The organism is Synechocystis sp. PCC 6803 substr. PCC-P (assembly GCF_000284455.1).
In the GTDB taxonomy this organism is placed as follows: Bacteria; Cyanobacteriota; Cyanobacteriia; order Cyanobacteriales; family Microcystaceae; genus Synechocystis.
Window position 1 is genome coordinate 771,728 of sequence record NC_017039.1, and the last position, 19,191, is coordinate 790,918.

The following is a 19,191-nucleotide window of genomic DNA, read 5'->3' on the forward strand; positions in this document are numbered from 1 at the left end:
TTCCAAACTTCCCTCCGATAACCTATGGACCAGTTGGATCAATTGAGTGATTATTTTCCCCCTCCCCTCCCGGTGGGCCAAACCCTTTTTGATTGGGGCAAACGCACCTATGTGATGGGAATTTTGAATACTACGCCGGACAGTTTTAGTGATGGGGGCGAATTTAACTCTCTACCAACGGCCATCCACCAGGCTAAAACCATGGTGCAGGGGGGAGCACACATTATTGACATTGGCGGCCAGTCCACCCGACCGGGGGCAGAAACTGTTAGCTTGAAGGAAGAATTAGAGCGCACTATTCCGATTATCCAAGCTCTCCGGCAAGAATTAGACATTCCCATTTCCATCGATACCACCAGGGCGGAAGTGGCACGACAAGCTCTCCAAGCCGGAGCGGATATGGTCAACGATATTTCCGGAGCTACCTTTGAACCAGAAATTTTGGCGGTCGCCGCCCAGCACAAGGCTCCGATTATTTTGATGCACATACGGGGTAACCCCCAAACTATGCAAAATTTGACGGATTATGGGGATTTAATCGGGGAAATGAGGCAGTTTTTCAGCGCCCAAGTAGATCTAGCCCGCCATTACGGCGTATTGCCCGAACAGATTATCCTTGACCCAGGCATTGGCTTTGCTAAAACCGCTGAGCAAAATATTACCCTACTGCGCCAGTTACCGGAGCTAAAAAGACTTGGTTTTCCCCTATTGGTGGGGCCATCCCGGAAAAGTTTCATTGGCAAAATTCTTGACCAACCTGATCCGAAGGAAAGAGTTTGGGGTACTGGGGCGACCTGCTGTCGGGCGATCGCCGGGGGAGCAGATATAGTCAGAGTCCATGATGTGGAAGCCATGGCCCAGATATGTAAGGTTGCAGATGCCCTATGGCGATGAGTAAGCCTAACTTAAGGAAGTTAATGGAAAATCTGGGGCAAAAACTCCAGCGTTGGGCCCTAGAGGAATGGTCGGGCTTAATTCTGGTGATGGTCCCCATCGCTCTATTGTTCTGTTGGGGGCTAGACTTCCATAACCTACGGCGGGGAGAGGAAACAAATTTAGTTGAATCAGCCCATTATTGGCGGGCAACACTACAAAATTACGGCTTTACTCCAACTAGCTTGTTTGAGAACCTAGGGCGATCGCCATTGCCCATTTGGTTAATTAGTCTTAGTCAAATGATTTTTGGCCATGAATTATGGGGCGATCGTTTACTGGGAGCTTTGCTCAATGGGGCCAGTTTGCCGTTGTTATATTGGCTGGGCAAAGAACTGTACAGCCGCAGTTTGCCCGCCTTCCTCACTTTAGTAGTTTATGGCACTGCCCCCACTGTGGTTTATTGGGCCAGGGTAGCTAGCATTAACAGTTTTGTCTTACCGTTAACCATTGCCTGTCTAGCTAGTGCACTGTTTTGCCGTCGGGATTTAAGGGGAGGCTTACCCTTGGGTCTGACCCTCAGTGCCCTGGCATTAACAAATTTGCCTACTTCCATCGTACTATTTGCCACTAGTCTAGTTTTTCTCCATTGGGATACACCCCGTTTAAAATCTTCACCCCTATTTGGGTTTGGTCTAGTTTTAGGTTTACTACCGGCGATCTCCTGGTGGCTGGGCTATGGTTTCTTGCTCCATGGAGAAATTGTGGACTCGATAATGGTCATTGGTGGCTCTCCCTGGCCCCTAAAGTTAAGGGGCTGGCTCTGGCTACTGGCAAGTTCCCCCGGTCTAATTTTTGCTCTGAATACTTTTCCCCGGGCCCAACAAGCATTGCCCTGGAGTTGGGCCCGTTTCCTGCTTTGCCAAGGGGGAGTGTACGGTATGTTAGTCATCATTTCTCCCTGGGCCAGCACTTCCTTGGTGATGCCCCTGTTAGTAGTTTTGGCATTGGCAGCAGGATTGACCTTAGCTGAAATACGCCGAGGAGCTAGTACTTTGGTTTATACTCCCTGGTGGCGTCGATTTTTCCTGACCCTAGCCGGTTTGACTGCCTTGGGGGCCATAGCTATTCATTTCTCCTATGGCAGGAGCAATTTAGCCAGTTGGACTGCCCGGGATGGTGTAATCACCATATTGGTACTAGTTTTATTGTCTTTAACCTTGGTGATGACTTCCCTGTTGTTAGACCGTCAGCAACCGGAGTTTATCAATGTGCTTTTTTGGGGACTATTCGTCTGCCTGTTTTTGGTTATCTATACCCCCTTAAGCTATCTGCCCCCTAGGTCTTTGCCTGATGTGATAGTTTCTACGGTTTCCACCACTAACCAATTGCCGGCGGAATTATAACGACCTCCTAAGGTAATTTTTTTGCCATTGGCGTGGTTGATTAATTGCTCCGCCACTTCCGGTCGTTCCGTAATCACTTTGAGAATTTTGCCCGATTGTTGGCAGATTAACTGATAGGTTTGGTGTTCACTTTTTTGCAGCTCGCCGGTGTAAACAGATTGACTTTTAGATAAGGGCAATTGAGCCAGATTAACATCCACGGGACAATGGCCTGAGGGGGGATACTGATCAGGATTGTCCAAATAATATTGTTGCCATTGCCGCCATTCGGGGTGGTCGGGAACTAAATTAAATAGGGGAATAACCGCCGCTGGGGCCCGGCGATCGCCAATCAGGGCTTCCTGCACATCCCGCACGTCTAAGTCCTGGGGGTCACAATTTTTTTCCACACTTAAAGCCGCTATCATTCCCACTGCTTGCCCTGTGTTCATAACTAGGGGTTGTAAACGGGTGCTGCCATTGGCCATGTGACTGACGGAAATATTTTTTTCACAGGGTAAATAGCCCCGCGCTGTCGGAGATAAAAGAGCTGGAAAAGGAATGGTAAAGGGGGTTCCCGTCCATCTTCCGCCCCAAATTAAGGATTTGGGAGTAAGAGGAAATTCATAGCCAGGATAGTGGTGATCGTTGGCATAATTTCCCACCCCAATGCTAGTAACTTTTTGGTTATAAATTGGCAGGGATGCTACCTGACCCTGGGGTAAAATATCCCTTTCTGTAATAACTTGCTGACCTTTTAAGCGCCTACTTTCCCGATAGTAGGGATGGAGAGCAAAGGCGGTGGAAATATCTCCAGTTTGTGGAAAAATTCCTGTGGCTAATTCTAAGTTTTCTGAATGATGCTTTTGGAGGTAATAGGCGTAGGCATAGCTATATTGATAAGCTTCCTTTAAATAGGTTTGCTTTTCCTTTTCACCGCCCAATAAACGGTTTAAATCTTTGCCATAATCATTGCCGGCGATCGGCCAATTAATCATATAATGCTCGCCGGGTAATTGGCCATAGGTTAAAAAATCTTTTTCTCCATAGTTCTGCCAAGTATGGGTAAAATCTTGGGCTACATCAATAGTAGGTTCAGCAATGATATTTGTTTGATTATTAGTTGTTTTTCGTAGCAAAAATACCCAAGTGGGGGACTGTATTGGATACTCTTCTGTCATCTCATTGGGAGCAATCGGACAACTGGGTTCATCAAATTTATCCTGCCAATCCCAACCCCAACGGTGGCCAATATCTCCCAGGGCTAGTAAATCCCCCAACTCTGTGCCATCCAGAATTACCCTAGCTCGAATTTCATAGTCTGGAAATCTCACCCCCACCAGGCGATCGCCATTTTTTACCACTTCCATGGGGCATTGATTGGCAATCCAAGTTAAATTAGGCAACTCTGCCGCCCAATCAGCGAAGATTTTGGACCCTAGACGGGGATCAAAAGTAAATAAACTCACCCAGCTATGGTCTAAACCCCCGGGTTGTTGGACCGTCAAAGTCCTTAAAAACTCTCCCCATAGCCCCGTTTGCCAAGCGGCCAATTCATTGCCGTCGGGAGCAGACACTCCAGCGGAAGTTAACATACCTCCCAACCAGGGCCCTTCGCTAACAAGGATGGTTTTTACTCCTCGTCGGGCCGCCTGGATCGCCGCCGCCGTGCCCCCAGTGCCACCTCCCACCACCAAAATATCTGTGGTCAATCGGGCAATAGATTTTGTTGCAATGGCCATAATGTTTCTGGGAAATCACAGACTATTTAAAAATTGTTTTGCCGTCAAAATAGGAATATTTTAATACGTTTCTAGGACGAGTAAATCAGTGTCACCACTGATAATAGCATCAGCCTGGGAGGCGATCGCCGTGGCCAAAACCATGGCATCTTTAGGATCCCGAGGATCCCGCAGTTCGGGAACTTCTAGGGGATGGATAGGATAAATAGTAGAAATTTCGCCCATCGCAAGTAGAATTTCTTCTGTCGTTAAAGACAGTAATGCGAGCCTTTTTTGCAGCTTTTGGTAACTTAGAACTTTCTCCACTTCCTGCAAAATTTCTACGGAAGTACAGGTCAAAATTTCTTTTTTACGAGCTAATTTTATGAGATTACCTGGTAACCCTTGCCATAACCACCCGGAAAGCCAAAGGTTTGTATCTAGGACGACCTTCATAATGCCGATTCGCTCTCAAGGCGATTTTCACGACGCACTTCTCGCACTAATTCGCAAATTTCTTCCATGATTTCATCGGTAAGTTCCTCACCATTACGCCGTAAACTATGCTCCCACTTTTCCCAATCAAAAGCAGGAACTCGTTTTAGCTCAATTTTGTCTTCGTGAACTGTAATCTTGTAGCTTTCACCAGGAACTAGTTTGGCTTTAATTTCCGGGGGAAGATCTAGGGTCTGTTCTGCAGTAACAGTAGCGGTGAGAACTTGCTCGATGGTGCTCATGGTCTGGAAGGAAAAGCAAAGATTGCCACTACCATCATAGGTTACCCAGCCCAGACAAAAGTTTAATGCTTGACCTGCCAGAACTACAATGGCTTTTGGTAAATGTTGACCGAGTGCCCAAATTCCTCTGCCATTAGAGCAATGTCAATGCACCCGGCCATGGTTTGTTTGCGAAAAATCTCAGAAATTTTCGCTACCCCTTACCATTTTACTTTTTCAAATCCTTAGCCATCTGGCGGAACATGTCCAAACTATTGTCGTTGGAACGGCGATCGTTGTTGGCCGGGGTAGAGTTGGCCTGGGATGGGGCGGAATCCATTTTGGTACTGGGGGCCGGTTGACCATTAGCCTGGATTTTTTTCACCTCCATGGCAGAAATCTCCTTGACCACTTCCCCTCCCTGGGAGTTGAGAGTTTTAGGAAAACTCCGTTTAATTTTGATGGGAGTCCGCATGTATTCGGCATTGCCCAAGCTTTTGGCATCGTCGCTTTCAAGAAAAAATGCCTCTTTTTTTTCTGGCTGAGGACTGGGGTTGGCTTCAATATCTTCGACGTACTGTGCCTTTTTACCAAATAAGCCAAATAATCCGGCCATTGATCGTTGCTCCTGGGATAATTGTTAAAATTTATTGCGAATTGTTAAATTTTAACAACTTTTGACCAGGCGACAATGGCCTTTACCTTAGTCTGCGTTGGTTTGCAGGTTTTGGCCCTAGGCAACAACTAGAAAATTACCGCCCCTCCCTCATCATCATCGCCATCTTCCATGGCATCCCAATCCATGGTGTCTTGTTCCTCCCGCTCGTCCCCATCTTCGTCATCATCATCAAAATCCATATTGGCGGAGTCTTTGGGGGCATTATTAACCGCTCCAAGGTCAATTTGTTGACGGTAATAGTCCACACTGCGCACCTGTACGTCCACCTCATTGCCTAAGCGGTAAGAAGTACGACTTTTACGACCCACTAGGGCGCATTGGCGACTGCGGAACTCGTACCAGTCATCTTTGAGGGAACTAACATGGACGAGGCCTTCAGCCAGCAGGTCGAAAATTTGCACGAAGAAGCCATAGGACTGGACTCCAGTGATTAAGCCCCGGAAGATTTCCCCGGTGCGGGCTTTCATTTTTTCAGCTTTTTTCAGCCCCAATAGATCTTTTTCGGCATCTTCGGCAGTTTGTTCCCGGTCATTGAGTCCCAACACCAACTGGTGCAAATCCCCTTCAATGGTTTCTTGGAGGTTGGGGGGCAACACATTCCAGCTAATTTGGTTACGGCAGGTGTGGGCATTGAGCTCTACCCCGGTTTTCATTTGTTTGGTCCGGCGATCGCGCCCCTCTGTTAAGACGAGTTTCAGCAATCGTTGTATTACTAAATCCCCATACCGTTGGGCCGGAGAAACACAGTGGGTATAACCGGAATCATAGGCAAGGGCAAAGTGGGGAGCGGGATGGCTAAAATACTTTTCGATTTTGAGAGTATTAGCCAGCAAATGGTTCAACACCGCTTTAGCTGGCAGGGATTCAAATGCTTGGCTGAGGTGATGGTAATGCTGGGGAATAATGTCCCCTTCTAGGTCAATTTTTACGCCTAAATCGAGGTTTTCCGCTAATTTAACAATGTCCGTTAGATCTTCAGCTTCCGGTGCGACCTGGCCACAGTAGAGACCAGGTATGCCCAGGGCTTGCAGTTGGAGAGCTACTTCTCGCTGCAACACCACCATCAATTCTGCTAACAAACTACGAATGGGCAGGGTTTCTTGGGTCATGATCACCCCCAAACGACCCTCATCCAGGCGGGGGGAAGCGGTTTCTGTTTGGAGGTTAAAACTCCCCCGCTGTAGCCGTTGGGATTTAATCAGGGGGCAAATTTGGAAAAATAATTCCTGGAGCAGGCCGCCGTAGGGTTTCAACTCGCCACTTACGGATTCAATGTCCGCCAAGGCTGTTTGCACTTCGCTGAAGTCTAGTTGGTGATCGACTTTGACCACACTGCTGTGGTATTCAAACCCTGTTACTTCCCCCCGGTCATCCACTGTGAGAAAGAAGGATAGGGCCAGACGATCTTCGTCGGGAATGAGAGAACAGCGCCCGATCAAACCTTCGGGGAACAGGGGGCAAATCTGTTCTTCTAGGTACACGGTGGTGCCCCGTTTACGGGCTAACTGGTCCAACAGACTATCTTCGGCAATGTAGTGGGCAATGTCGGTGATGTGAATGCCTACTTGCCATTGGTTTGCTTGGCTTTCTAAGCTCAGGGCCACCTCTTGCCAGGGTAACGTTTCCCCCCGGGGACCATCGCCAAAGGTAACTAACTGGAGCTTGCGATAATCCTGCCTTTTTTTCAGTTCCCCTGGTTCAATCACTTTGGGCAAACTTTGCAGAGCTTCGATGGCTTCGGGAGTCCAACCTAGGGGCAAATCATGTTTACAGGAAACGATATCGGTGTCGGCGGCGGCTTCAGCGTCACTGCCTAACACTTTAGTAACTTCGCCTAGGGGCGGGTGCTGGGCAATGGGATAACGGAGAACGGAAACATGAACGAGATGATCTACCGCTTCTCCGAGGTTTTGCTCCTTATCCTGAAGTTCCAGCTCAAATAGCAGGCGGTCATCTAGCGGCACAGCCCGGTAATTATCTTCGCTTTTTTTCACCTGCGCTAACAGGGAAGGATTGGCTCGGTCGAGAATGAGATGGACTGCTCCTTCGGGGGACTTGCGGCGGGTACCGTCCTTAATCACTTTGACCAAAACCCGATCGCCGTTCCAGGCATTGCTGAGATTCCCTTCCCGGACGTAAATATCGGTGGCATCTTCATCGTCTTGGATGGCAAAACAAAAACCCTTACTGGAACAACGCAGCCGGGCTTCCACCACATCTTCCCTGGTCACCCGCTTATATTTACCCCTTTCTTTGACTAGTACCCCCATTTTTTCCAGGGCATCGAGGGCAATCTGTAGGGCTTCTATGGCCTCAGGACTCTCACAACCTAGTTTTTTTTCGAGAAACTTACCCGCTACTAATTTGTCGTCAACAAAATAGGACAAAAGTGTGGCGATCGAATAATCCATGAAACTGAATCCTGAGGTGGGCTTACGGGGTGAAGGGAAGCGTTAGAATTGTCGAGGTTTGCCATTGACCATGAAGTTTGTAATGGAAATCCGCCCTCAGTAAAGTACTGAACTATGTCAACTGCAGGTGTACAGATGTTTTGGCGCGGTGTTCCCCCTCCACCAATCCCTGGAAAGTGGGTGAGCCATGGCAGAGGGCAAATAAACTAGTATTAAAGGCAATGCACCAATGGAAGCAAATCCGACGGTGACAATCCATAACAACCCTTGATTGTATCAAAGAGAACGTCACCTTTGTGGTTAGGGTCCGTGGGCAAAGTTCTAATCTGCGCCCTCAATGGGAACTTTGATCTCTTTTTTCCCTAAACTTGGGGAGAGAGACAGGGAAAAAAGTTTATTAGTGTGAATTTTCCAAGTGTGGATATTGTAAACCCTGACCATGGCGGCGTAGAAAAGCTTTGGCTAGAGAGAGAGCGAAGTCCTGGTCACACTACATTACCGGACAAACTTTCCTAGGCGATCGCCTTTTGCCCCGGCCGGACAGCCGTTAAAACCATGCACTCCATGGGTCAAGGTAGAATGGGCCAGGATAAGTAATCCATTGAACTAACGCGATCTTCGTAATTCTCGATAACTTTTTTACCCATCAAACCACCGCCTTGCCCCCTTGCCCCATAAGTCATGAGTGAAGTTTCTCTGCGTCCCGCCAAAATTAGTACTGTATTGCCGGGGTCCCTGGGGGAAGAAATGGGCTTTGAGCCGGGGGATGCCATTGTGCGTATTAATGGTCAGGCACCGAGAGATTTGATTGATTATCAATTTCTCTGCGCTGACGATTATTTGGAATTGGACGTATTGGACAGTCAGGGAGAATTACATGAACTGGCGGTAGAAAAGGAATTCGATCAGGATTTGGGACTGGGGTTTGAAACGGCCCTATTCGACGGGCTGATCCAGTGCAATAACCGTTGTCCCTTTTGTTTCATCGACCAACAACCGCCGGGGAAACGGGAGAGTTTGTATTACAAAGATGATGACTATCGCCTGAGTTTTCTCTACGGCAGTTATCTCACTTTGACTAATTTGAGTGCCAAGGAATGGCAACGCATAGAACAGTTAAGGCTTTCTCCCCTCTACGTTTCCATCCATGCCACGGAAGCATCGGTGCGGGAAAGATTGTTAAAAAATCATCGGGCCGGTCAGATTCTTGACCAGTTGGCTTGGTTCCAAGCTAGAAGATTACAGATCCACGCCCAGGTGGTGGTTTGTCCTGGTGTTAATGATGGTAAGCACTTAGAGCAAACTTTGAGGGACTTAGCCCAGTTTCACCAAGGGGAAACCCCAGCGGTGATTTCAGTGGCGGTGGTGCCGGTGGGTCTAACCCGTTTTCGTCCCCAGGAAGATGAGTTAAGCCCCGTTGGTCAAGCTAAAGCCACGGAGGTAATTGCCCAGGTTCAAGCTTTGCAAAAGGAATTTGCCCAGCAACTAGGTGGTAACTTTGTTTGGTTGGCCGATGAATGGTTTCTCATTGCCCGTCAACCTTTGCCACCGGAAAGCCATTACGAAGACTATCCCCAAATTGGCAACGGGGTAGGGTCTATCCGTCAATTCATTAAGGAGTTTCAACAACAAGCTGCGGAATTTCTCCCCCCGGCGATCGCCGAAGCCAAGACGTTGACCTGGGTAGTGGGCAATGCTGTAGAACAAGCGTTTGAGCTACTGGTGGAACAGTTAAATCAGGTAAAGGGTTTAACAGTTAATTTAGCGCCCTTAAACAGTGACTATTGGGGTCAGGAAATTACGGTGACGGGACTATTGACGGGGCAGGATTTAATCGCTAAATTGGCAGGCAGAGATTTAGGGGATGGTATTCTATTGCCTGCTCTGATGTTGAAACATGATGATACTCGCTTCTTGGATGACCTCCGGGTGGCCGATGTGGCTCAAAAGTTGGGCACAACCATTTACCCTGTGGCTGATGTGGCCAGTTTGTTGGAACATTGTGTTCAGCCCATGGCTGTCTCCCGCCATTGCTAAAAAACCCCGTTAATTTTTCTTACCCATGGGGAAGTTTGCTGGTTCAATAGGCCGAGTTGTAGTCGGCAGTCTATCTTGAGAACAATTGTTTTTACATGACAGATAGTGGGCTAAGAATAACTTTGCTCAAACCATTTGGTAAAACTGCTCAATGGACGAGCCGATTTTCACCCCGGCTTTAAACGTCATGCACCAATCTCTGATTTACTGGTTTATTCATCTATCAATTCCATAGGCTTTTTGCTTCATCGCTCCAACTAACTTTTCTGGGATGTCCTCCATGCCCCCCGTGCCTAGCTTACCGTCCACCGATGCCGTTATTCCCCCCGGCAATTTTGTTGAACCTCCCACTTCTCCGGTGGTCATTCTCAAGGAGTTGGTGGCTAAGTTGTACCGGGAACAAAATAAAGTGCAGGATCTGTTGGGGGCCATGGGCTACGCCCTGCGGAGTTTACATAATCTGAATCAGTTTCTGGAATTGACCCCTCTGATGGCCACCAGGGTCACCGATGCCGATGGCAGTGCTTTAGTTCTAATGAGAGAGGGGGAAATATCTATCTTTGAACAAATCCATGGCCACAAAAATAGTCTTAAGGGCACCATTAAAGGCGCTTTGCAGAAGGCCCGCCAGGTTAACCTCACATTGGATTCTTCCACTGTCCTGAGTTATTTTGACCGTCAATTGCGCCAAGAATTACCGGCGATCGCCTGTTATAACACCCCCATTTTGAGTCACCAAGAGGAAGTGGGCCGCTTATATATCTTTAGTCAAGATCGTAACTATAGCTGGACTCCCACCCGTCGTAAGTTACTACAGCTAATTTCTGATCAAACCGCTGTGGCGATCGCCAATAGTGATTTAAACCAAAAGTTGAGATCCAGAGAAAGTCAGGATCGGGAATTGGAAATTGCTTCAGAAATTCAAAATCAACTATTGCCCCGTTGTTGTCCCCAAATTAATGGTTTGGACATTGCTGCCCAGTGTAAAACCGCCAGTCGGGTAGGTGGGGATTACTACGATTTCATTCCTGCCAACTATGACCAACTGCGCCAGGGGGATTGGTTATGTCGTAACACAAGCCATTTGGGGGTGCCCTGGAGTATTGTCATCGGCGATGTCATGGGTAAAGGAGTACCGGCGGGTCTAATTATGACCATGACTAGGGGGATGCTGCGGGCAGAAGTGCTGAACCGCCATAGTCCAGCCCAAATTCTTAACCACCTCAACCGGGTAATGTATGCCGACCTGGAAAATTCCCATCGCTTTGTCACCTTGTTTTATTCTGAATATAACCCCGAAACGAGCATACTTTCCTATAGCAACGCCGCCCATAACCCTCCCCTATTGTGGCGGGCCGGCAGTGACAGCCCCCAATGTTTAATTCCCCTGGATACGGAAGGAGCTTTAATCGGCTTGGAGTCGGATTCCAATTACCGGGATGCCCAGATTCAGCTTGTTCCCGGGGACGTGGTTCTGTACTATACCGATGGTCTGACCGATGCGGGCAATGCCAAAGGCGATCGATTCGACGACAAAAATCTCCGCATTGCTTTCCAACGGGCCTGTGAAACCGCCCAAACTGCCCAGGGTATCCTTACGGAAATTTTCACTTCGGTGGAAGCATTTGTGGGCTCAGACAATAGTCATCAAACCGATAAAATCCCCGCCCGAGACGATATGACATTGGTCGTTCTGCGGGTAAAATCGACGGAGTGAGCCTTACTGTTTGGGAGTCAGCGTCTATGTGGCAGTTTACAGAAGTAATTTCAATCTTTGTACCATCTGACTGGCTGGGACACAGTTATATCCACTGGCAAATGTCTCAAATAATTTCTTTTCCTTGGCTGACGGACAGTATGGTTTTTGCTCAGAATATCAGTGCGATTAAATCCATTGATATCCTCGCTGACTTCCAAAATGCCTGGAATAATTTTATCCAGTCTGGGCAAATTTGGGCTTTGATTATTGGTTTTGTGCTTGGTTGGGGCATACGGGGTTTCACTGGTGGTTAATATTTTTCCCCTCTCAAACTAACTACTCCGCCATCATTTGCTAACTATCACAACGAAATCCCCCCATCCCAATGACAAAAAAAACCTGGAGCGATCGTTTTGAAGGCACATTGCACCCCGCCATTGCCCTGTTTAATGCCAGCATTGGTTTTGACATTGAACTAATCGAATATGACCTGGATGGCTCGATCGCCCATGGCAAAATGTTGGCCAAGACGGGCATTATCAGCCCAGGGGAAGCAGAACAGCTAGTGCAGGGCTTGGAGCAAATTCGCCAGGAATACCGAGCCGGTAATTTCAATCCAGGGGTAGACCAGGAAGACGTTCACTTTGCTGTGGAACGCCGATTAACAGAATTGGTGGGGGATGTGGGCAAAAAACTCCACACTGCCCGTTCCCGCAATGACCAAGTAGGAACCGATGTTCGTCTTTACCTGCGTGCCCAAATTGATGACATCCGCCAACGGTTAAGGGATTTTCAAGCAGTGTTGCTCCAACTGGCGGAAACCAATGTGGAAACCTTAATTCCCGGCTACACCCACCTACAACGGGCCCAACCGGTCAGTTTGGCTCACCATCTACTGGCCTATTTCCAGATGGCCCAACGGGATTGGCAACGGTTAGGGGAAATTCGAGCTAGAACTAACGTTTCTCCCCTCGGTTCTGGGGCTTTAGCAGGAACAACTTTTCCCATCGATCGCCATTACAGTGCCGAATTGTTGGGGTTTGCAGGGGTTTACGCCAACAGCTTAGATGGGGTGAGCGATCGGGATTTTGCCATTGAATTTCTCAACGCCGCCAGTTTGATCATGGTGCACCTCAGTCGGCTGAGCGAAGAAATGATCCTCTGGGCTTCCCAGGAATTTAGCTTTATCAGTTTGACCGATAGCTGTGCCACAGGATCAAGCATTATGCCCCAAAAGAAAAATCCAGACGTACCAGAGTTAATTCGGGGTAAAGCCGGGCGGGTGATGGGTCATCTGCAAGGAATGCTAGTACTGATGAAAGGTTTGCCCCTGGCCTATAACAAGGATTTGCAGGAAGACAAGGAAGCCCTGTTTGATGCAGTAAAAACGGTGCAAGTGAGCCTGGAAGCCATGACCATTTTGCTTGATGAAGGTATTGTTTTTCGTCAAGAACGGTTAGCGGAGGCGGTGGCGGAAGATTTTTCCAATGCGACGGATGTGGCGGATTACTTGGCGGCTAAGGGAGTCCCCTTCCGGGAAGCTTATAATCTGGTGGGCAAGGTGGTTAAAACCAGTTTGGCGGCAGGGAAATTGCTCAAGGATTTAACCCTGGCGGAATGGCAAGCGCTCCATCCCGCTTTTGAAGAGGATATTTACCAAGCTATTACCCCCCAGCAAGTGGTGGCGGCACGCAATAGTTACGGGGGCACGGGCTTTGAACAGGTGAAAATGGCGATCGCCAATGCCAAAGCTGAATTAAGCCAGACTTAAATTGGTGTGGAGATATGCCCAGGTTTTCATTAAGTTACTGCTCCGTCGTCCCCTATCAGCAGTGACGGTAATTCCGGTTCTATCAGATAGTTCCATAGTCCTAGTCAAACGACGGGATACAGGGCAATGGAGTTTACCAGGGGGGCTGATCGACTGGGGGGAAACAGTGGCAATAACGGCCGCCCGAGAGTTACAGGAAGAAACTGGTTTACGGTTGATAAAAATAGATCGCCTGCTTGGGGTCTATTCCAGTCCCGACAGAGATCCCCGCATGCACTCCGTCACCATTTCCCTGGTGGTTAAAGCGCAAGGTGATTTGCTCATTGGCGATCGCCAGGAAATATCCGAAGTAAAAGCTTTTGCGGTGGAAGATTTACCGTTAGGAGCATTAAGCCATGACCACGATCAACAACTACAGGATTTTTTACGGGGGGAAACAATCATTGCTTGATTCCCTGCATTTCTTATTGAGCAAATATTTTGTATAAATCAGCTAAGTTTTCGACAAGGTCTTTGATACCCATCCCCTATGTTCAATGGTCGGGGAACTGGTCCAAATTGGCGATCGTCTCTCATCCGATTTCCCTAAGTACACCAACTGCTCAATATCTGAAGCTTTAAAATCAGGTTTTTATAAAGTGGCGATCGTTTGCTCAATCTACTTTTGTAAATCCTGTTCATAAAGAGTTTTAGCCATTATAACTACCTTCTATATCAGGGCAATTCAATCCCAGTTGCTTTAGCATAGCGTTTAGTGTTCCAGTTTTTAGTTCATCACTAGGATTTCGCACAATGGTCAGGCGATCGCTTCTACACTGGGATTACGCACAGTCGCATATTTAACATCAAAGATAATTTAAATGGGCTAAAATAGCAAAATTATCAAACATTAGGTAAGCTATGATTGAAGATAATCAGTCCCACAATGAAAATATTAAAGAATATCTTAATTACTATAAAAAATTAGATTCTCCTGGTTTCGCCATTCTTTTAAAAGGTGAATGGGGATGTGGAAAAACCCATTTTATCAAGAATTATTTTCAATTGGAAGACAAAGAAAATAATGAAAGTTTTAATTTTAAAAAGAAATATTTTTCATTAAAAAACAATCAGCATAAGGAAAATTCAAAAGCAATATATATTAGTTTGTATGGAATTAAGGATATAGAATCTATTGATATTCTCATTATACAAAAACTTATACCCATCTTGGCAGATAGGAAAATTCAATTAACTGGCTCTGTTATAAATATTCTTTTAAAATCTTCATTGAAAATTGATTTAAAAGACTTAAAAAATACTAAAATTTTAAATGAGTTTACAAATCTAGATAATAAAATTCTAATCCTTGATGATTTAGAAAGGTGTAAAATTGACATCAATGATCTACTTGGTTATATTAATTTTTTTGTTGAGCATCAAGCACTCAAAGTTATTCTTATTGCTGATGAAGATAAAATTGAGGGAAACATAATTCAGTCTTATGAAACAAAGACATTTGACAAAATCAAAGAAAAGGTTATAGGTAAGAGATTTACTGTCAACACATCCTTTAATAAAGCTTTTGAACAATTTTTAAACTTAGTTTGTAAAGATGAACAAGAGAAAACATATTTATCTAAAAAACGAGACTTTATTAAAGAGCTATTTGAAACTAGTGACTCTAATAATTTAAGGACATTGAAATCAATAATTTATGATTTTGATCGTATTTATTCTTATTTACCTGAAAAAGCCTTAAATAATATTGATTTTCTTGATGATCTATTAAAGTCTCTGACCATTCTATCTATAGAAACTAAACTAGGTAATCTCCCAGAAGACCAGATAAAAATATTAAGCGATATATATGGTGAATATTCTTCAAATATTGCTTCAAATTACACAAAAATAAGTGAAAAAGTAAAAGAAAACTATAAATATGAACATTTTTTTACGTTTTGTCATCGATTACAATACAAATATGTTTTCAGTTTTGAATATTTTTTGCCTAATTATTTATGGTGGGGAGAATTTTTTGAACATGGCATAATTGACAAGCAAGCTTTGTATCATACATTCATCAACAGTAAGTATTATGTTAGTCAAGACTCTGAATTATGGCTTAAGCTTTATCACTATGATCGAATTGAATCCGATGAAATATTTGATGAATTAATAAATATTGCTATTGAGAAAATCAAAAATAGGGATCAATTTGAACATATTGGAATTTTTCTACATGTCATTTCTCTCTTAATATTTTTCTCTAAAGAAGAGTTAATTTCAGAAGATATAAGTATGCTAATTCAAATGGCAAAGGATTATATTCAACATTTTTCAATCACGAATGAAACTCGATTTTGGCAGGAAGTTCTAGAAATATCCAATTTTTCTTCAGAAACATATTTTGTACAATATAAAGAACTTGCGTTTACTAGTGACAATGACTCATATTTCGAAGAAATCAAGTTAACTATTGCAAGAAAAATGCGTTCTATTTATAATAATAACTATCTAAAGAAAATTAATCAAATTTTAGATACTAATCCTTTGAATCATTACCCACACATGAATCTTGCCGAATTAATCTATCGAAAAAATGACGAAATTGAATATTTTCTCCCTAAAGAAGAGTTTCTAAATAAAATTGACGTCAAAAAATCAACTGATTATTTTTTAAAGATAAGCTCTTTTCAACAAGGTCATATTCTTTATTCAATTTTTAATTATTTTCAGTTGCTATATCACCATAATGAACACAAATCATGTATTGGCTATGAGGCTTGTTTTATCTGTGAATTTTTAATTGTAGTTGAGTATAGAAGCATTGAGGCAATTCAAGAGAACAACAGGTTAAATAATCATAAAATCCAAAAAAATTTAAATAAATATTTAACTGTTAAAACAACTCAGGCTTTAGGCGCATTTATTGTATATATTATTGATTATTATATTTCTCTTATTAGGCAATACAAGAAATATATTGCTTATTCTCCTGCTATTGTTAATAAAATAAATAAACTCATAGGAATAATGTTTTTTAATCAAAAACCTGATAGCTTTTAATTACTACTAGCAAGCATCAACGTCAGGCGATGAATTTGACCTAACTGCATATTAACCCCACTCACTTGCTCAAACAAATATGCTAAATTACGGGGTTGTAGCTGGGTGCCATCATTGCGGCAAGTTCCCATGTAATCAACAGTAACTCCTTCTGATGTCATTGCAAGGATAGATAAATCAAGCAACTGTTCCCGTAAATTAAGGGTGACTTTTTTGCCCCGTTTGGTTGTTTTTTCCCACAATATTTCTTCTTGAGCAAGAATTTCTTCCGTCCAGGTTTGCCATTGGGTTAATGTCACCGGTTCTTCAGTAATTAATTGCACTTGGTAACGGGCTTGGGCCAATAATTGCGTCACCGCTGGGGATTTGGGATCCACTTCTTCCACTTGGTAAACAGGTAAATCTACTGGTAAAACGGCGGCTAAGCGTTGGCGAAATTCCCCTGGGTCGAGCATTTCTGTGAGGTCAAAATCGACTATTTCCCCGCTACTACTGGAGCCCAAAGGTAAGGCATTGGCAATGGAAATACGGGGTCCAGGATGGAATCCTCCGGTGAAGGCAATGGGCAAACCTGTGCGACGCATAGCTCGATCAAATAGTCGCACTAGGTCGAGATGACTCACCAAAGCCATGGAATTTTGCTTGCCAAACCAGACTCTTAGGCGCTGTACCCGGTTAGTGTTGGGTTTAAAGTCCCCATCAAAAACTGGAATAGAGGGCACCGGAGCAATAATATTGTGACCAAAATCCACCCCACACACGCCGCAATGGGAGCAACCGTCAAAGGAACAGTCGGGAACGGTGGCCGCTTCTAGGGCGTTAAATAAGTCATTTTTGAGCCAAGTTTTATCAATGCCGGTATCGAGGTGGTCCCAGGGTAGGGGAGCATCATAGACATTTTCATCGGGGGTATCCCCATGGAAAATATTCCATTCTCCGTCTTCTACAAGGCGATATTTCCAGGTTAAATCCGCTTCGTCGATCGCCTGGGCCCAGGCCCCATAGGCTTTGTCCAAACTTTCCCACCAGGCATCCATTCCTGCTCCCAATTCCCAGGCACGACGTACCACTTGCCCCAAACGGCGATCGCCTCGACCGACAAAGTCTTCCATGGCGGAAATGCGGACATCGGTATAATTCACTTTCACTCCTCGCACCCCTTTAAAAGCCTGTCGCAGTAAATCCTGTTTGCGGCGGAACTCACTGGTAGAAACAGAATGCCATTGAAAAGGGGTATGGGGTTTGGGGGTGAAATTGGAAATGGTCAGATTAAAATTTAAAGCTCGACGCTGGGGTAAACGACATTCTTGGCGCAACCATTGCACCGTTTCCACAATACCTAGAACGTCCACATCGGTTTCCCCCGGCAAGCCAATCATGAAATAAAGTTTGACCTTATCCCAACCCTGTTCCACCGCGGTTTTAATTCCCCGCAATAATTCTTCGTTGGTCAACCCCTTGTTAATCACATCCCGCAACCTTTGGGTGCCTGCCTCTGGAGCAAAAGTTAAACTTCCCTGTCTAGTGCCGCCAAGAATGTTGGCAATATTTTCATCAAAACGATCCACCCTTTGGCTGGGCAAAGTGAGGGCAATATTTTCATTTTTGAGGCGATTTCTGATTTCCAATCCCACCGCTGGTAAAGCTAAATAATCGGAACAACTGAGGGAAAGCAAAGAAAATTCGTTATAACCCGTTTGTCGAATACCTGTTTCAATGGCATCAATCACTGCTTCCGGCTCCACATCCCTGGCCGGACGGGTCAACATTCCCGGTTGGCAAAAACGACAGCCCCTAGTACAGCCCCGACGAATTTCCACCGTCAGGCGATCGTGAACAGTTTCAATCAAAGGTACCAAGCCAATGGAGTAAGCAGGGATGGGGGTGGCCACCCGGCGCATAATGCGTTTGGGCACATCGTCCCGATTAGGATGTACGGAACCATCATTGGCCATGTCATAAAAGCGGGGCACATAAACCCCTGGCACTTGGGCTAAATCAAGTAATAAATTTTCTTTGCTTAATCCCTGAAGTTTCCCTTCTTCTAGTACCAAGCCAATTTCTGGTAACAATTCTTCCCCGTCCCCCAGGGCAATGAAATCGAAAAAGTCGGCATAGGGTTCGGGATTAGAAGTGGCAGTTTGTCCCCCGGCAAAAATCAGTGGATAATCCCCCTCTTTTCTTTCCTGCCAAGTGAGGGGAATATGGGCCAATTCCAACATTTCCAAAATATTAGTGGCTCCCAATTCGTAGCTCAAACTAAAGCCTAAAATGTCGAATTCTGGTAAGTAACGACGGGATTCCAAGGAGAATAAGGGCGTATTTGTTTCTCGCAGTTTTGTTGCCAAGTCGGCGGCGGGGAGATAGGTGCGATCGCACAATTGCCTGGGTTGGGCATTGATGATGTTGTAGAGCAAAATATGCCCCAGGTTGGAGGCTCCCAGCTCATAAACTTCGGGATAGGTCAATACCCAGCGCACCGTAGCACTTTTCCATTCCTTGTGCACTGTCCCCAATTCGTTGCCTAGATACCGGGCGGGCTTATGGATCTCGGCATTAATCAGGGTTTCTACGGGCACTGGCATGGTTTTCACTTTGGCGTTGGGCAGTTACCCATTATCGCACGGAGCTTTGGGGGAATAGTCTGCTACCAGTTTTGAGAACCAGGATTAGGGAGGGATTAGCAACAGAAAACATTCGTTGCTGCAGGGGTAGAAATCCCCTTTATCAGCGAAGACAATGATTGCCATAGAACAAATTTATCATAAAAACAGGCACAGAAGGAGACGGCAAGATTGTTAAAGAACTCTGAAGAATTTGGCTGGAGCTTGACCCCGCTCTGGAGAATTGC

The 19,191-nt window shown here is 45.4% G+C and carries 14 protein-coding genes; 8 read left to right on the top strand and 6 right to left on the bottom strand.

Features of this window, described 5'->3' with window-relative positions; translation table 11 throughout:
• Positions 1-24 precede the first annotated feature (24 nt).
• Positions 25-894 carry a dihydropteroate synthase gene (gene folP, locus SYNPCCP_RS03610; protein ID WP_010871904.1) on the top strand — a complete coding sequence of 290 codons (870 nt, stop codon included), beginning with the start codon at positions 25-27 and terminating at the stop codon, positions 892-894.
• Positions 891-2,279, top strand: coding sequence for a glycosyltransferase family 39 protein (locus tag SYNPCCP_RS03615; RefSeq protein WP_223211341.1), 1,389 nt, complete (start codon positions 891-893; stop codon positions 2,277-2,279). The genes folP and SYNPCCP_RS03615 overlap by 4 nt, the downstream gene beginning before the upstream one ends.
• Here SYNPCCP_RS03615 and SYNPCCP_RS03620 read toward each other — a convergent pair.
• From SYNPCCP_RS03620 to SYNPCCP_RS03640, 5 genes are all read right to left on the bottom strand, one after another.
• Positions 2,201-4,000 carry an FAD-dependent oxidoreductase gene (locus SYNPCCP_RS03620; protein ID WP_010871906.1) on the bottom strand — a complete coding sequence of 600 codons (1,800 nt, stop codon included), beginning with the start codon at positions 3,998-4,000 and terminating at the stop codon, positions 2,201-2,203. The two genes, SYNPCCP_RS03615 and SYNPCCP_RS03620, sit on opposite strands and share 79 nt — an antisense overlap.
• A 60-nt stretch (positions 4,001-4,060) precedes the next feature.
• The gene (locus tag SYNPCCP_RS03625; RefSeq protein ID WP_010871907.1) at positions 4,061-4,435 is read right to left on the bottom strand and encodes a putative toxin-antitoxin system toxin component, PIN family; all 375 of its coding nucleotides are present in this window, start codon (positions 4,433-4,435) and stop codon (positions 4,061-4,063) included.
• Positions 4,432-4,716 (bottom strand): hypothetical protein, encoded by a 285-nt coding sequence (locus tag SYNPCCP_RS03630; protein ID WP_010871908.1) that lies wholly within the window; start codon positions 4,714-4,716, stop codon positions 4,432-4,434. Before SYNPCCP_RS03630 ends, SYNPCCP_RS03625 begins: the two co-directional genes overlap by 4 nt.
• Positions 4,717-4,924: 208 nt before the next feature.
• Entirely contained in the window at positions 4,925-5,311 is a 387-nt protein-coding gene (locus tag SYNPCCP_RS03635; protein ID WP_010871909.1) for a hypothetical protein, read from the bottom strand.
• Positions 5,312-5,439: 128 nt separating this feature from the next.
• Entirely contained in the window at positions 5,440-7,785 is a 2,346-nt protein-coding gene (locus SYNPCCP_RS03640; protein WP_010871910.1) for a ribonuclease R family protein, read from the bottom strand.
• A 681-nt stretch (positions 7,786-8,466) separates the two neighbouring features.
• Between SYNPCCP_RS03640 and SYNPCCP_RS03645 the strand changes: the two genes are divergently transcribed.
• From SYNPCCP_RS03645 to SYNPCCP_RS03670, 6 genes are all read left to right on the top strand, one after another.
• Complete coding sequence (locus SYNPCCP_RS03645; RefSeq protein ID WP_010871911.1) at positions 8,467-9,822, top strand: TIGR03279 family radical SAM protein; 1,356 nt, start codon at positions 8,467-8,469, stop codon at positions 9,820-9,822.
• A 358-nt stretch (positions 9,823-10,180) separates the two neighbouring features.
• Complete coding sequence (locus SYNPCCP_RS03650; protein ID WP_010871912.1) at positions 10,181-11,539, top strand: PP2C family protein-serine/threonine phosphatase; 1,359 nt, start codon at positions 10,181-10,183, stop codon at positions 11,537-11,539.
• Positions 11,540-11,640: 101 nt separating this feature from the next.
• Complete coding sequence (locus SYNPCCP_RS03655; protein WP_041425925.1) at positions 11,641-11,835, top strand: hypothetical protein; 195 nt, start codon at positions 11,641-11,643, stop codon at positions 11,833-11,835.
• Positions 11,836-11,906: 71 nt separating this feature from the next.
• On the top strand, positions 11,907-13,292 hold the full coding sequence (argH, locus tag SYNPCCP_RS03660; protein WP_010871913.1) for an argininosuccinate lyase: 1,386 nt from the start codon (positions 11,907-11,909) through the stop codon (positions 13,290-13,292).
• Between the two features lie 4 nt (positions 13,293-13,296).
• On the top strand, positions 13,297-13,743 hold the full coding sequence (locus SYNPCCP_RS03665) for an NUDIX hydrolase (RefSeq protein ID WP_010871914.1): 447 nt from the start codon (positions 13,297-13,299) through the stop codon (positions 13,741-13,743).
• A gap of 449 nt (positions 13,744-14,192) precedes the next feature.
• Entirely contained in the window at positions 14,193-16,340 is a 2,148-nt protein-coding gene (locus SYNPCCP_RS03670; protein WP_010871915.1) for a KAP family NTPase, read from the top strand.
• Here SYNPCCP_RS03670 and SYNPCCP_RS03675 read toward each other — a convergent pair.
• Complete coding sequence (locus SYNPCCP_RS03675; RefSeq protein ID WP_020861518.1) at positions 16,337-18,925, bottom strand: TIGR03960 family B12-binding radical SAM protein; 2,589 nt, start codon at positions 18,923-18,925, stop codon at positions 16,337-16,339. The two genes, SYNPCCP_RS03670 and SYNPCCP_RS03675, sit on opposite strands and share 4 nt — an antisense overlap.
• Positions 18,926-19,191 lie beyond the last annotated feature (266 nt).

Bases quoted from the DNA above. Each gene is read 5' to 3' on its own strand.
- SYNPCCP_RS03675 (WP_020861518.1), bottom strand. From the start codon at position 18,925: ATGCCAGTGCCCGTAGAAACCCTGATTAATGCCGAGATCCATAAGCCC.
- folP (WP_010871904.1), top strand. From the start codon at position 25: ATGGACCAGTTGGATCAATTGAGTGATTATTTTCCCCCTCCCCTCCCG.
- SYNPCCP_RS03630 (WP_010871908.1), bottom strand. From the start codon at position 4,716: ATGAGCACCATCGAGCAAGTTCTCACCGCTACTGTTACTGCAGAACAG.
- SYNPCCP_RS03655 (WP_041425925.1), top strand. From the start codon at position 11,641: ATGTCTCAAATAATTTCTTTTCCTTGGCTGACGGACAGTATGGTTTTT.
- SYNPCCP_RS03640 (WP_010871910.1), bottom strand. From the start codon at position 7,785: ATGGATTATTCGATCGCCACACTTTTGTCCTATTTTGTTGACGACAAA.
- argH (WP_010871913.1), top strand. From the start codon at position 11,907: ATGACAAAAAAAACCTGGAGCGATCGTTTTGAAGGCACATTGCACCCC.
- SYNPCCP_RS03645 (WP_010871911.1), top strand. From the start codon at position 8,467: ATGAGTGAAGTTTCTCTGCGTCCCGCCAAAATTAGTACTGTATTGCCG.
- SYNPCCP_RS03625 (WP_010871907.1), bottom strand. From the start codon at position 4,435: ATGAAGGTCGTCCTAGATACAAACCTTTGGCTTTCCGGGTGGTTATGG.
- SYNPCCP_RS03670 (WP_010871915.1), top strand. From the start codon at position 14,193: ATGATTGAAGATAATCAGTCCCACAATGAAAATATTAAAGAATATCTT.
- SYNPCCP_RS03635 (WP_010871909.1), bottom strand. From the start codon at position 5,311: ATGGCCGGATTATTTGGCTTATTTGGTAAAAAGGCACAGTACGTCGAA.
- SYNPCCP_RS03620 (WP_010871906.1), bottom strand. From the start codon at position 4,000: ATGGCCATTGCAACAAAATCTATTGCCCGATTGACCACAGATATTTTG.
- SYNPCCP_RS03615 (WP_223211341.1), top strand. From the start codon at position 891: ATGAGTAAGCCTAACTTAAGGAAGTTAATGGAAAATCTGGGGCAAAAA.